Here is a 13688-nt window from a genome sequence, read left to right on the forward strand (position 1 = left end):
TCGTTGGCCACGGGGCCGAGTGATGCTCACAGGGCGATCAACCGGATCGGGCTGCCATCGGTCACGTTCAGGGCCCTGCACATGTCGGCGCTCAACCCTACCGGGTGCCCGGCCTGGTAATCCAGTTCGGCGACGATCGCGCGATAGCCCTTGAGTGCGTCATTGCTGACCAGATACCTGCCTCGTGCATCGATGGACGAAACGGCCTGCGCCGTTGCCTTCAGGCTTTGGGCGATGGTGAGTACGTTCGAGGTGCGTGCATACAAGGTCGGGCCACCGTCGAACAGGTCGATGTAGCTGTTGGTTTCAAAGCCTTCGCGTTCAAGAATGTCGAAGGCCTCCTGGCCGTCGGGGTGAATCCGGCCGATGCAGTCCTGCGCAGCCTGGGGCAGCATGGGAACGTATATCGGGTACTGCGGCATCAGTTCGGCGAGAAAGGTCCGGCTTTCCAGCCCGCACAGGCGTTCGGCCTCGGTATAAGGCAGGTCGAAAAAGTGCTTGCCCACGGCATCCCAGAACGGCGATTGCCCCTCGTCGTTGCTGTAGCCGACGATTTCGGTGATTACAACGTCCGCAAATCGCTGCGAATGGGCCGCGATAAACAGCAGCCGTGCCCGTGACAGCAACTCCGAGAACTCGGTGCGCACCAGGTCGTCGTCGATGTGAAAGCCGCGCAGCAGGGTGTGACCATTAAGGTCGTGGCATAAAGACAGTGCCGGCACGCCATGCTCGATGTTCAACTCCCGCGAGGCGCTGGTGAAGTGGCGGTTGCGCAGGCTGTAGAAGGGCTCGTTGAACCCGGCGGTGGCCAGGATTTCCGAGCAACCCACCAGGCGCCGGGCCGTCAGGTCCTCCAGCACGAAGAAGTAGTTCTCCGGGCCATGTTTCTCAACGCCTTTGTCCAGTGAGGCGCAGGACTCGAGAATTCTGCTGCGCAAGCGTTCGCTGTCATCGGGCAAAGACGTGACGCCCACCAGGCTGTCACGGGCCAGTTGCTGCAATTGGGGCAGGTCGGTTAACTCGACTGGGCGTAAGACCAGCATGGCTGCACTCCTGTATCAAAGGGTTCGGTGATTGGCACCGAACCTGACTATCACTGTCGGTTTCCACGCATGAAAGCAGCGCTCGCCTGATTTGTTGTCAGACGCCGCCCTTTTTTTTGTCAGTCGTTGCTCGGGTCGGCCAGCACCGTGTTGTACATGATCGCCGGTGCCCACAGTAACGCGGTGTGGTGGGCGATGAATGGCAGGTCCCGGGGTGAGCAATGGGGGAGCGTAAACATCCTTATTTATCCTCCAGCAGGTGGGTGTCGAATTCGCCGCGCAGGGCGTCGATGCCTTCCAGGCGATCGGCCAGGTCCGGGCTGCGCAACGTCAGGCAGGCAATCAACGCCTCGACCTGGGCCAGCGCCGGAACCATGGTGTCGAAGGCTGACACCGATTCAACCGGCGCACTGATAATCAGGTCAGCCATCTCGCGTAGTGGGGAAGTGTAGATGTCAGTGAACAACACCACCCGTGCGTATCGGCTCTTGACGGCGTTGGTCAACCGCAAGGTCCGCGACTGGTAGCGGCGGTAATCGAACACCAGCACCACGTCCTGGCGCTGCACATCGAACACTCGGTCCGGCAGTTGCGCGTTGTCTTCCAGGGCAAAACAGCCGGGGCGTAGCAGGCGCAGGTGGTTGAGCAAGTACTGGGCGAGGAAATTGCTGAAGCGCCCGCCAAAGCAGTGCACCTGATGGCGAGTGTCGAGCAGCCATTCCACGAGGATCCGGATGTCTTCGGGCTGAGTCAGTGCGTGGGTATCCACCAACGCTCGATGGCTGCTCGCCAGACAGTGGCTCCATGCATCGCCTTTGTGCAGATGGGAGCGCCGTTGCAACTGGGCACTGGGGGAACGCAAACGCTGGTCCATGTCGCTGAGCAGGGCATCCTGGAAATCAGCATAACCGTTGAACCCGAGTTTTTTCACCAGGCGCACAATGGTGGGATCGCTGACGCCGGCGTGTTCGGCCAAACGTGACATCGGGCCGAGGCCGTTACGCGGGTACTGATCCAGCAAGGCACGTATGACCTTGCGTTCCGACGGCGTCAGCTCCATGCCGGCGTCGGTGATCTGGTCTCTGAGAGAGGGCATCCGGGCTCCTGCTGGATGGGTGTTGGTTTCATTTCATAAATTGCTAAAACAGTATTTATGTAGCGGACTCCACAAGTCTAGTGAATTTTTCGGCGGTTTTTTCGAGCCCCAAAATGGGGCGAAACCCGCGTGCTAAGGGGGCTACATGGAAATCGACAGCGCTTGTAGGTAATCGCCCATAACCGTGTGGGACATTGCCGAATTTCATCGACCCTGGCGTTCGGCACGCGGTGCGTGACCGGTGAAACGAAACGCCCTGAACCGGGCTTCTTGGGGCACAATTGGGCAAGTTTTTGCGGCGCGTTGCCGTTTTCGATGGTTTCGACAGGTGGATAATTCGTGCAGGCAACCCGTTTGACTCTGATTTGTCACGCTCGAACCGTCGCACAGAAATTGGCGTATTTTCCTACGAACGAGCCACTGGAAATGGATTGGCAATTGGCGAAAGGCTCGCGCCGCAGCCAGTTCAAAGGGACGCCCCGTTTACTGTGCGGTCCGGAGATGCGTACCCGGCAAACCGCGGCCTTGTTCGGCGATGATGTTGAAGTCGTCGCGGCATTGAGCGAATGCGACTTCGGACAGTGGCACGGCGTACACATCGATGCCTTGCAAACGTCACAAGCGTCGGCGCTCCAGGCCTGGCTCGATGATCCGGCATCGGCGCCGCATGGCGGTGAGTCGGTGGTGCAGTTGCGCCAGCGCGTGGCGCAGTGGCTTCAAACGCTTGAAAGCGCACCGGGGCATATCGTTGCCATCACCCACCCCTTCGTCATACGGGCGGCGTTGATGGAAGTGGTGCAGGGCGCGGCCTTCAATCAGATCGACGTTGAGCCGTTGTCAGCCATCGAATTGCGCTTCACCGGCCGCTGGCGTCTGCGCTTGCTCGGCACCGACGCCGAAGGAGTGTCGTGATGAAAAAACTGCTGGTCATCGGCATTGGCGCCGGCAACCCCGACTACGTCACGATGCAGGCTGTGAAGGCGCTGAACCGTGTCGATGTGTTTTTCCTGATGGACAAGGGCCAGAGCAAAGACTCGTTGATCGACCTGCGTCGCGAGATCTGCGAGCGCTACATCACCGATCGCGACTACCGCTTCGTCGAAGCCCACAGCCCCGAGCGCGAGCGCGGTGATGTGGACTACACGAACAGTGTCGAAGACCTCAACCTTGCCAAGCAATTGACCTTCGAGCGCTTGATCAATGAGCACCTGAGCGATGATCAGTGCGCCGGTTTCCTGGTGTGGGGCGATCCGGCGTTGTACGACAGCACGATCAGGATTTTGCAGGCGATTCTGGCCTCGGGGCGCTGTGTGTTCGAGTTCGAGGTCATCCCCGGTATTACCAGCGTCCAGGCCTTGGCGGCGCAGCATAAAGTGCCGCTCAATGAGATTGGCCGCTCGATTGAAATCACCACAGGGCGACGGCTGGCGGCGGGGCAGGTGAGTGATGCGGACAGCGTGGTGGTGATGCTGGACGCGCAGGATGCCTACCATCAGGTGGCGGATCAGGAGACCGAGATTTACTGGGGCGCCTATTTAGGCACGCCGGATGAAATCCTGATCAGCGGCAAACTCAAGGATGTAGGTGATGAAATTGAGCGGGTGCGCAAGGCAGCTCGATTGGCCAATGGGTGGATCATGGATACCTATCTGTTGCGTAAGCCTTGAGTTAACTCGTGTCCGGGATGGCCTCATCGCGGGCAAGTCGAATCGTCGTACCGCCGCTCCCACAGTGATAGGTGTCTGCCACCGATGCTGTGTACGCCCGCAAACCTGTGGGAGCGGGCTTGCCCGCGATGGCGTCCTCAAACACACCTTAAATGATCGCACTGCCCCCACGCCCGAACCGCTCCCGATACACTGACGGCGGTACACCCACAATGCCCCGAAACGCCACCCGAAAACTCTCCACCGATCGATACCCACACCGCTCGGCAATCTGATCGGTGTTGTGGTCGGTGCTTTCCAGCAATTCCCGCGCTCGCGCCAGTCGCTCATGTTGTAACCACGCTTTGGGCGGCATCCCGGTGGCCTCAGTGAACCGACGCAGGAACGTCCGTTCACTCATGGCCGCCTCGCTGGCCAATTCGCGCACCTCCAGCGGTTCGTGCAAGCGCTCGCGCGCCCATTGCATGACGCGTGACACATCGCTGCGCGGCGTCGGGCTGACCGGTGCCGGAATAAATTGCGCCTGGCCGCCGGTGCGTTGCGGCGACATCACCAGCCGTCGCGCCACCGAATTCGCCACGTGCGTACCGAAATCCCGAGCCACCAGGTGCAGGCACGCATCGATACCCGCTGCGCTGCCGGCCGAGGTTATCAGTTGACCTGAGTCGACGTAGAGCACGTCCGGGTTGACCTGGATATGCGCAAAGCGCTCGGCCAGTTCGGTGGTGTAGCGCCAATGAGTGGTGGCACCGTGGCCATCGAGCAAACCAGTCGCCGCCAGCACAAATACGCCGGAACAGATCGACAGCAACCGCGCGCCCCGCGCATGGGCCTTTCGCAGGGCGTCGAGCAAGTGCTCGGGCACTGGGGAATGACGGTCGCGCCAGCCGGGAATGATGATGGTACGGGCGTCTTCGAGCAGCTCCATGCCGCCATCGGCCAGCACTTGAATACCGCCCATGGCGCGCATCGGGCCCTGATCCACGGCGACGATCCGGTGTTCATACCAAGGAAAGTCGAACTCTGGCCGCGCCAGGCCGAAGATCTCCACGGCGATGCCGAATTCGAAGGTACAGAGGCCGTCGTAGGCCAGGATCGCGACCAATCCAGGGTTAGGCTGCATTTGGCGGAAAGTTCCCGGTGAGTGTCTTGTGCGCCACTGTAGCGCCAAGCATCGGGCGGATAAAGTCTTCTCACACCCACCCTGACTTTGGAGTACTGCCCATGACCAGCCTGGTCCGCGAAATTCCCGCAGCCCCTTCGGCCATCGCCCTGATGCATTTCAGCAACCGTCTGACATTCGAAACAGACTGTTCCGACGTCCACGGCAGTCAACAGGCCGGCGAGGTGGATTTCGTGTTGGTCGACGTGCGCGGCCCGCTGGCGTTCGAGCGGGGGCATGTGCCGGGCGCGATCAATATTCCGGGGCGATTGCTGAATGCTGAAGGGTTGGCGGCGTACCCGAAAAGCAGCTTGTTCGTGGTGTATTGCGCCGGTCCGCACTGCAACGGCGCCAACAAGGCAGCGGTGAAGCTCGCGGCGCTGGGTTACCCGGTCAAGGAAATGATAGGCGGTGTGACCGGGTGGCTGGATGAAGGGTTTGAATTGAGTACGCCGGTACAGCGTCCGGCCAGTGCTGCCATTGGTTGCGAATGCTGACGTTCAAGTAACACAAAAAGCCCGTCAGTCCTGACGTTCAGCGAGTGGACGCAGCCGCCCACCACGCATCCAGCGTCGCCTGCAGCCAGTCATAAACGGCGGCGTAGGCGGCGCTGTCCGGTTCAGCCCGAGGCAATGGTGATTCCTCGGCAAAGTGTTCATTCAGTATCGCCACCGATTCGGCATTCCACTCCGGATGGAACTGCAGTCCCACCCGCGTTGGCCCCACGCGATACATCTGCTGTTCGCATTGATCGCTGCTGGCCAGCAATTGCGCCTTTGGCGGCAGGCCGATCGCGTCTTCGTGCCACTCCAGCACGTTCAGCCTTTGCCCATCGATGAATGTCACCGACGTCCAGCCGGTTTCCGTGCGCGCCATCCGCCGCACCGTTCCGCCCAGGCTCAACGCCAGCAATTGCGCGCCCAGGCAAATCGCGAACACCGCGACGCCTTTATCCAGACCGCCCGCCAGCCACTGTCGCTCGGCCTCAAGCCATGTCGGTCCGGCATTGGATTCATATGGCCCGCCCAACACAATCACCGGTGCTGCGCTCACGGGCGGCAATTGGCCGAGATCGGCACGAAACACCTTCAGCGTCAGCCCTCGGGACGAGGCCCAGTCAGCAATGGCACCAGGGCCTTCGGCGGGGTGGTGCTGGATCAGATTCAAGGTAGGCATCACGGCTCTCGGGTAAGTTTTGTTTGTCAGATTTGTCCGAAAAAAGGACTTGTCCTACAGTCTGTGCACCGCCTTGGCGCACGCATCAAGCCGCTCTGTTGTAGCAGCCACTTTTCTATAAGTATTTGTCGCTTAAACACAATTTGCCCATTTGAAGCCACTCTAGACTGCCGGCCACTTCGGTTTTCACCGGCCGAAAGCCAATCTTAAGCTGCCAATAAAAGCCTCCGCACACAGGAGTTATAAATGAAGAAGCTAGTGATGTTCGGTGCCCTGGCACTGTCGATGTTGTCCCTGACCGCTGTGGCCGAAGACGCCAAGCCGATCCGCATCGGTATCGAAGCCGGTTACCCGCCATTCTCGATGAAAACCCCTGACGGCAAACTCACCGGTTTCGACGTGGACATCGGCGATGCACTGTGTGAACAGATGAAAGTGAAGTGTACGTGGGTCGAGCAAGAATTCGACGGCCTGATCCCGGCACTGAAAGTGAAGAAAATCGACGCCATCCTGTCGTCCATGACCATCACCGACGACCGTAAAAAGAACGTCGATTTCACCATCAAGTACTACCACACCCCGGCGCGCTTTGTGATGAAGGCTGGCACCGACGTCAAGGATCCGCTGACCGATCTCAAAGGCAAGAAAGTCGGTGTGCTGCGCGCCAGTACCCACGACCGTTTCGCCACTGAAGTGCTGGTGCCGGCCGGGATCGAGCTGGTGCGTTACGGTTCCCAGCAGGAAGCCAACCTCGACATGGTCTCTGGCCGCATCGACGCGCTGCTGGCCGACTCGGTCAACCTGGACGACGGTTTCCTGAAAACCGACGCCGGTAAAGGTTTCGCGTTCGTGGGTCCTGAGTACAACGATCCGAAGTACTTCGGTGGCGGCGCTGGCATTGCCGTGCGCAAGGGCGATACCGAGCTGGCTGATAAATTCAACACCGCTATCACCGAAATCCGCGCCAACGGCAAGTACAAGCAAGTGCAGGACAAGTACTTCAAGTTTGACGTTTACGGCGAGTAATCATCTCGTTTAAAAAAGTGGCAACCGTTGACGCGGTTGCCATTTTTTTTGTGCATTCTCTTTAGCAGCAGAGAACCCTGTGGGAGCGAGCTTGCTCGCGATAGCGGAGGGTCAGGCAACAATGACTTGACTGTCAGACTGCTATCGCGAGCAAGCTCGCTCCCACAGGGGATCTCACCGTTCAGATTTCAGGAGTTTATCCATGCAACGTATCGAACATTCACTGCCCTGGAGCCACCTGGGCACCGAACGTACCCTCAGCGTGTTTCGTTACGGCGCGGGCACGCGCAAGGTCTACATCCAGGCCAGCCTGCATGCGGATGAACTGCCAGGCATGCGTACGGCATGGGAGCTGAAAAAGCGCCTGGCTGAACTCGAAACCCAGGGGCAGTTGCAGGGCGTGATCGAACTGGTGCCGGTGGCCAATCCGATTGGCCTGGACCAGCACCTGCAAGGCAGCCATATGGGCCGTTTTGAACTGGGCAGCGGCAAAAATTTCAACCGTTCGTTCGTGGAACTCAGCGCACCCGTGGCTGAGCTGATCGGCGACCGGTTGGGCAACGATGCGCAAGCCAACATCGCGCTGATTCGCCAGGCCATGGGCCAGGTGCTCGACGGTTTGCCAGCACCCGCCTCGCAGCTGGAAGCCATGCATCGCTTGCTGTTGCGCCATGCGTGCGATGCCGACATCACCCTCGATCTGCATTGCGATTTCGATGCGGCGATTCATATTTATGCGTTGCCGCAGCACTGGCCGCAGTGGCAATCCCTGGCGGCACGGTTGAAGGCCGGCGTGGCATTGTTGTGTGAAGATTCCGGCGGCAGCTCGTTCGATGAATCGTGTTCGTCGCCGTGGTTGCGCCTGGCGCGAGCGTTTCCTGAGGCGGCGATTCCACCGGCCAATCTGGCGACCACGCTGGAGCTGGGCAGCATGGGCGACACCCGCGTCGATCAGGCTCAAGCCAATTGCGAGGCCATCTTGGGTTTCCTCGCCGAGCAGGGCTTCATCAAAGGCGAATGGCCGGCAGCACCGGACGAGTGCTGTGAAGGCATGCCGTTCGAGGGCACCCAATACCTGTTTGCGCCGCATCACGGGGTGGTCAGTTTCCTGCGCGAGGCCGGTGAGTGGGTGGCGCAGGGCGATGCCCTGTTTGAAGTGGTTGATCCACTGCAAGACAAGGTCACGACGGTGCATGCCGGAACCAGCGGTGTGTTGTTTGCGATTGATCGCGGGCGCTATACCCAGCCGGGCACGTGGCAGGCGAAAGTGGCGGGACGGGAACCGATTCGGGTTGGGAAACTGATTAACGACTGAGGTCTTTCGTTGTGCTTGAGGGCCTCATCGCGAGCAAGCTCGGCTCCTACCGAGGATGGGTGTTGTACACACCTTTGTGTTGCAACAAAGACATCTGTGGGAGCCGGGCTTGCCCGCGATGGGGCCATCAGCAACACCTGATCTATCAGGTGGCCGCAGTGCTACGCTTACCCCGGAAACCCTGCACCCTCTGGAGGTAGGCTTATGTTGAAATTTCTCGCCCTGTTGGCGCTGCTGGCATCCGCCACGGTCCATGCACAAACCACGCTGCAAACCGATCTGCCGCTCAACTACCAGGAACAGACCACCGCGGATTCAAGCCATCAGCCACTGGTGATTTTCATCCACGGTTACGGCAGTAACGAGCAGGACCTGTTCGGCATCAAGGATGATCTGCCTGCCACCTACACTTACCTGTCGGTGCGTGCGCCAATGACGTTGGAAGAGGGCAGTTACCAGTGGTTTCGCCAGAAGGGCGAGGGCGCTTATAACGGCCATACCGACGACTTGAAAACCGCCCGCCAGATCCTGCTGGATTTCATCGCACGCGCCGCAAAAAAATATCACACCGAACCGCAGAAGGTGTACCTGGTGGGTTTTAGCCAGGGCGCGATCATGTCTTACGAGGTGGGGTTGCGTCATCCCGAAGCAGTCGGCGGGATTGCGGCGTTGAGCGGACGGATTTTGCCGGTGCTCGAATCCGAACTGAAACCCGATGAAAAACTCCAGAAACTGGCCATTTTCATTACTCATGGCACTGAGGATGACATCCTGCCGTACAAGGATGGCACTGACGCCGAGAGCCTGTTGCAGAAACTCTCACTCAAGCCCGAGTTTCATGCCTACGAAGGGCTCGGCCACACCATCAGTGCGGCCGAGATCGAGGATTTGAACGCCTGGTTGCAGCGCCTCAACCCTTGACGCTTACTTGCTGACGATCTGTTTGATCAACGTCTCATGCGCGGCCATGTCGCCCGGACGGGAAATGACCTGAACCACGGCCATGCGGTTGCCGGACGCGGCCATCAGTGTGGTGTTGAGGGTCATGCCACCGCCCTGTGTGGCCGTGCTGTCAACCTGGCGAAGCCCCAGCCCGGTACCTCTTTGCGTCAGGCTTTTTTCGCTGAGCTTGTTGAAGTCCGGCAGGGCGTTGCGTTGTGATGCGTCGAAATCGGCGACCGTACCGTCGAGAAACGCACCGTCGTTGTCGGTGACGCTGACGTCTTTCGGCAGGTTGTTTTCAGCGGTGATCACCACGGTTTTGGTGGTTTCGTTGGTGTACATGGTGCCGCTCGCGCCGGTCGGGCTGGACGGCAGGGTGTTGGCGGTAAAGCCTTTGGGCAGGGTGAAGGTGAACTTGCCGCCCAGCATCGAGACTTTCTGAGCCGGCTCGTTATTGCTGGCAGGGGCCTTGGCCGCCTGTGCATGCAACGCGCCCAGACTGGCAACCGCGGTCAGCAACAGGACAGCGGTTTTTTTACTCAACAGTGACATGCAAAAACTCCAGGGATGATCGCGCTTTGACGGCGATCATCCCATGGACGTTGTAAAGCATTCCAGCGCGGTGTCGGTTTACACCTCGCGGCGCGACGGATAGCTGCGGATCACTTCCAGAAACTCGATCCGACGCTCCTTGGCCAACAAGTCCGGCAATAGCTTTTCGTATTCCTCGCGATACGGTTTGCTCAGGTGACGCGCGATGAAGTCTTCCTTGCTGCAGTTCCAGGTTTCGTAGAGCACCAGAGTGTTTGGTTCGTCCTGCAACTGGTGGACCCAGGTGTTGACGAAGTCTGGCTCGGCGGACATCTGGTGCACCACCTCCAACAGCCGCTCTTTGGTTTCGGTGAACCGTTCGGGTTTGGCCGGCAGGTAAACGATAAACGCGACGTGATCACTCATTTCATCACCCTCGAATGCCGTAATTGGTGGATTAAGCCTGGTTCTGCGGGAACAGGTTGCGACGGGTTTCTTCGTCGAACTCAGCCTTCAATACCAGTTTTTCTTTCAGGCCGTGGGCTCGCTGCGCGGCCGGGCGGGCACTGATTTCATCGAACAGGCGCTTGACGTTCGGGTATGCCGCCAGGCCGTTCTCGCCAAGGATGTACGGTGCGTAATTGGCCCAACCCCAGAGCGCCATGTCGGCGATGCTGTAAGTGTCGCCGGCCAGGTATTGATGATCGGCCAGACGCTGGTCGAGTACGCGGTAGTGACGCTCGACTTCTTTCAAGTAGCGGTTCTTGGCATAAGGCAGGTCTTCGGGGGCGTGGTGCAGGAAGTGCACGGCTTGCCCCGAGAATGGCGACAGGCCGGTGGCGATAAACATCAGCCACGACAGCAGTTCGGCATTGCCAGCCGCGGTGGTCGGCAGGAAGCGTTGATATTTTTGCGCCAGGTGCAACAGGATCGCCTGGGAGTCGAATACAGTGGCGTCGCCGTCAACCAGTGCGGGCACCTTGGCGTTCGGGTTGATCGCCAAAAAGGCTGGCAGGTGTTGTTCGCCTTTGAAGGTGTCGACGCCGATCAATTCATAAGGCGTTTGCAACTCTTCGAGCAGCAGGGCCACTTTCATCGGGTTAGGCGAAGGGTGGAAAAAGAATTTCATGGTGTAGGCCTCAGTCAGTGATGGGGGGTGAACTGAGGTTGATGTTGCGGGAAACCTGTTCGATTGACGTGCGAGGTTGTTGCTCTACTCGTGCGAAGTGATCGAACGTGTTGCAGGGCTTTTGTCGGTGGCTTGCCACGTGGCAATCACCGCCCCGGCAATAATCAGCAGCGCCGGAATGATCAGGGTCGGCCCGGCATAACCATGGCCAACGACGATCAGCAGCAGGGTCGACATCAATGGCGCCAGATAGGACAAGGCCCCCAGCGTCGCCAGGTGGCCGTGTTTGGTGGCGTGGTCCCAGGCAAAAAACGCCAGGCCTGCCGGTCCCAGGCCGAGGACAATAATGGCGACCCATTGCGCCGAGTCGGGCCTCACGGTGGTTTCGAAGGCCAGGTGACAAACCAGCCCCGCAGCCGCGGACATGCCACAGATGCCGCCGATAATGCTGCTCGGGACTTCACTGAAGCGGCGGTTGAACACCGAGTATCCAGCCCAGATCAACGCACAACCGAACGCCGCCAGATACCCGGCCAAGGGCATTGCGCCAGCGGTGTGCGTCGCGCGTTGCTGCATGATGAACGCCGTGCCCGCCAGGCCCAGCAAGGCGCCGAGCACTTGGCGCTTGTGCAGCTTTTCTCCGGCGGCGAACGCCGACAGCAGCACCAGCAACAGCGGCCACAGGTAGTTGATCAGGCTGGCTTCGGCCGCCGGTGCGACCTTGAGCGCAAAAAAATACAGCGCGTGATAAACGAAAATCCCGACGAAGCCAGAGGCCCATACCGCCCAGGGTTGGCGCCAGCTATTGAAACCGGCCACCCCGCGGCGCCCCAGAATGATCAGGCTCGCGGCAAACGCGACGCCGAAACTCAGGGTCAGCAGTTCAAAGGGTGGAATGCCTTCGGTCAGGGTGGTCAGCAGCGCAAGACAAGACCAGAGGAAGATCGCAATCACGCCGACGGCCGTCGCCGGTCCGGCATTGCGCACGCGAGACTGAGTCATGTCTGTTCCTTCAGCGCATAGGGGCGGGCAACATCCTTGCCCGATGACTCGTTGGAGCTTAGTCCTTGATCGCTGTTCGTCCAGCGCCCGACGTCGCGCCGACCGGCCGCGCCAGCAAGCGTTTGGTCACGGCCAGCATGGCGACCGACACGGCAACGCCCAGCACAAAAGCGTTGAGCCCCATGTGCGGCAACGCCAACGACAACACCAGGCAAAACGCCGCGAACGAATACATGCCCGTGGCCGTCGCTCGCAGCAACGCCGCTGTGAACGCCGGGCCTCGGGTTTGCTGGGAAAACACCGCCATCACGCTGCCCAATACCGGGAAAACCGCGAGCAGGCCGCTCCAGCGGTCACCGACGGTGCTGGCCAGGAAGGTGACGATCAAGGTGAGCAGGGCGCCGGCAATCATCCGCAGGATCAGTTTGTCGGACTTGGGTGCCGGGCCGCTGGTCAAGGGCTTCACGGTCGGGAACAGGTACGGTGCGGCGAGCAGCGCGGTCGCGGCGGCGCACACGGAGAACAGCAGGGACGCAGGGATCAGCGCCAGTACCATCGCCACCCCCATCCAGACTGACAGTGAAACCGTCAACGCCAACGGCCATCCGGTCCGTTGGGCGACCTGGGCATAGGTCACGCAGAAGGCAATCATCGCGAACATCGCCGACAACGCCGCCGTGGCCGATTGCGCGGCGAACGCTTCACCTTGTTCGAGGGCGAGGAACAGCAGAATGGGCCCGACCACCACCGGCAATCCCGACAGCCAACCGGCCACGCTTGGCCCCCAGCGTTTACCGGCCAGTGAAATCAGCAGCAGAAATCCCGGGATCACCAGCAGTTTGAGGATCAACACGCGCACATCTCCGATCAGGGTGAGGTGGCAACGGTAACATTGCATGCAGTAGATTGCGCTACGGATAGGGTGATTTTGTATACAAAAATAAGAGCACCGAAAATTGTACGAAACCCGCTTTTACACATACGTTTTATCAAGGCATTCCTCGAGGGGGGCGAGCTCAGCATGAACCGCCAACAATCATCACTGCGCCATGGTCTTTGGCTGCTGGCACTGCTCGGTTGCCAGGCGCTGGCTAATTGGCAGGAGGCGTTACCCGGTGCGCAGCTCATTGGCAGCGGCGAGTTTCGCAAGTACGGTTTTGACGTCTACAGTGCGCGGCTCTGGAGCGTGGAGCGACCGTTCTCCAGTGATAAGCCGTTTGCCCTTGAGCTGATTTACCAGCGCTCGATCTCCCGCGAGCAGTTGGTGCAAGCGACCGTCAAGGAAATCAAGCGAGTCTGCGGCGATACGGTCAGTGCCGAGCAGTTGGCGGCGTGGCAGGCACTGATGCAGCAGTCGTTCATCGATGTGCAGCCCGGCACGCGATTGACCGGCGTCTATCTGCCAGGGCAGGGCGCGCGTTTTTTTGTCGGTCAGCAATTGTTGCGTGAAGTGAACGACCCGCAATTCGCCCGGGCGTTTTTCGCGATCTGGTTCGACCCGCACACGAGCAATCCCGAGTTGCGCCAGCAGTTGCTGGGCGTTGTCCCGTAAAGTTTGCGATGATCTGCGCGCGACCCCGCGCCTTACCACCTGTTGAT

General features: G+C 59.8%; 16 protein-coding genes. 7 read left to right on the forward strand and 9 right to left on the reverse strand.

Annotated elements, in window-relative coordinates; genetic code table 11:
• Nucleotides 1-26 precede the first annotated feature (26 nt).
• On the reverse strand, nt 27-1043 hold the full coding sequence (locus tag LOY55_RS12260; protein WP_223524528.1) for an arginine N-succinyltransferase: 1017 nt from the start codon (nt 1041-1043) through the stop codon (nt 27-29).
• Between the two features lie 241 nt (nt 1044-1284).
• Nucleotides 1285-2139, reverse strand: a complete 855-nt coding sequence (locus tag LOY55_RS12265) for a MurR/RpiR family transcriptional regulator (protein ID WP_046027796.1) — start codon at nt 2137-2139, stop codon at nt 1285-1287.
• A gap of 339 nt (nt 2140-2478) precedes the next feature.
• Between LOY55_RS12265 and LOY55_RS12270 the strand changes: the two genes are divergently transcribed.
• Nucleotides 2479-3051: a histidine phosphatase family protein gene (locus LOY55_RS12270; protein WP_223524530.1), complete on the forward strand. Its 573-nt coding sequence runs from the start codon at nt 2479-2481 to the stop codon at nt 3049-3051.
• Complete coding sequence (gene cobF, locus LOY55_RS12275) at nt 3051-3806, forward strand: precorrin-6A synthase (deacetylating) (protein WP_109784549.1); 756 nt, start codon at nt 3051-3053, stop codon at nt 3804-3806. The genes LOY55_RS12270 and cobF overlap by 1 nt, the downstream gene beginning before the upstream one ends.
• 148 nt (nt 3807-3954) lie before the next feature.
• On the opposite strand, the gene ftrA is transcribed toward cobF, so the two are convergent.
• Nucleotides 3955-4929 (reverse strand): transcriptional regulator FtrA, encoded by a 975-nt coding sequence (gene ftrA, locus LOY55_RS12280; protein ID WP_223524534.1) that lies wholly within the window; start codon nt 4927-4929, stop codon nt 3955-3957.
• A 101-nt stretch (nt 4930-5030) separates the two neighbouring features.
• Between ftrA and LOY55_RS12285 the strand changes: the two genes are divergently transcribed.
• Complete coding sequence (locus LOY55_RS12285) at nt 5031-5465, forward strand: rhodanese-like domain-containing protein (protein ID WP_109784551.1); 435 nt, start codon at nt 5031-5033, stop codon at nt 5463-5465.
• Between the two features lie 37 nt (nt 5466-5502).
• On the opposite strand, the gene LOY55_RS12290 is transcribed toward LOY55_RS12285, so the two are convergent.
• Complete coding sequence (locus LOY55_RS12290; protein ID WP_223524537.1) at nt 5503-6144, reverse strand: type 1 glutamine amidotransferase; 642 nt, start codon at nt 6142-6144, stop codon at nt 5503-5505.
• 246 nt (nt 6145-6390) lie between these two features.
• Between LOY55_RS12290 and LOY55_RS12295 the strand changes: the two genes are divergently transcribed.
• The 3 genes from LOY55_RS12295 to LOY55_RS12305 all read left to right on the forward strand — a co-directional run bounded on the left by LOY55_RS12295 (nt 6391) and on the right by LOY55_RS12305 (nt 9406).
• Nucleotides 6391-7170, forward strand: a complete 780-nt coding sequence (locus tag LOY55_RS12295; RefSeq protein WP_223524540.1) for an ABC transporter substrate-binding protein — start codon at nt 6391-6393, stop codon at nt 7168-7170.
• A 202-nt stretch (nt 7171-7372) separates the two neighbouring features.
• Nucleotides 7373-8485, forward strand: a complete 1113-nt coding sequence (locus tag LOY55_RS12300) for a succinylglutamate desuccinylase/aspartoacylase family protein (RefSeq protein WP_223524543.1) — start codon at nt 7373-7375, stop codon at nt 8483-8485.
• 204 nt (nt 8486-8689) lie between these two features.
• Nucleotides 8690-9406 carry an alpha/beta hydrolase gene (locus LOY55_RS12305; RefSeq protein WP_223524546.1) on the forward strand — a complete coding sequence of 239 codons (717 nt, stop codon included), beginning with the start codon at nt 8690-8692 and terminating at the stop codon, nt 9404-9406.
• Nucleotides 9407-9409: 3 nt separating this feature from the next.
• Here LOY55_RS12305 and LOY55_RS12310 read toward each other — a convergent pair whose 3' ends face one another.
• From LOY55_RS12310 to LOY55_RS12330, 5 genes are all read right to left on the reverse strand, one after another.
• A complete protein-coding gene (locus tag LOY55_RS12310) occupies nt 9410-9979 on the reverse strand; it encodes a hypothetical protein (protein ID WP_109784555.1) in 570 nt (189 codons plus the stop codon).
• A 78-nt stretch (nt 9980-10057) separates the two neighbouring features.
• The gene (locus tag LOY55_RS12315; RefSeq protein WP_109784556.1) at nt 10058-10384 is read right to left on the reverse strand and encodes a putative quinol monooxygenase; all 327 of its coding nucleotides are present in this window, start codon (nt 10382-10384) and stop codon (nt 10058-10060) included.
• A gap of 31 nt (nt 10385-10415) precedes the next feature.
• A complete protein-coding gene (locus LOY55_RS12320) occupies nt 10416-11087 on the reverse strand; it encodes a glutathione S-transferase family protein (protein WP_109784557.1) in 672 nt (223 codons plus the stop codon).
• Between the two features lie 84 nt (nt 11088-11171).
• Nucleotides 11172-12089, reverse strand: coding sequence for a DMT family transporter (locus tag LOY55_RS12325; protein WP_223524549.1), 918 nt, complete (start codon nt 12087-12089; stop codon nt 11172-11174).
• Nucleotides 12090-12147: 58 nt separating this feature from the next.
• Complete coding sequence (locus LOY55_RS12330; RefSeq protein WP_046027782.1) at nt 12148-12942, reverse strand: hypothetical protein; 795 nt, start codon at nt 12940-12942, stop codon at nt 12148-12150.
• Nucleotides 12943-13110: 168 nt separating this feature from the next.
• On the opposite strand from LOY55_RS12330, the gene LOY55_RS12335 reads away from it, so the two are divergent.
• Nucleotides 13111-13641, forward strand: a complete 531-nt coding sequence (locus LOY55_RS12335) for a chalcone isomerase family protein (protein ID WP_223524552.1) — start codon at nt 13111-13113, stop codon at nt 13639-13641.
• Nucleotides 13642-13688: the final 47 nt, after the last annotated feature.

It is taken from the genome of Pseudomonas sp. B21-040 (genome assembly GCF_024748695.1).
Lineage (GTDB): Bacteria > Pseudomonadota > Gammaproteobacteria > Pseudomonadales > Pseudomonadaceae > Aquipseudomonas.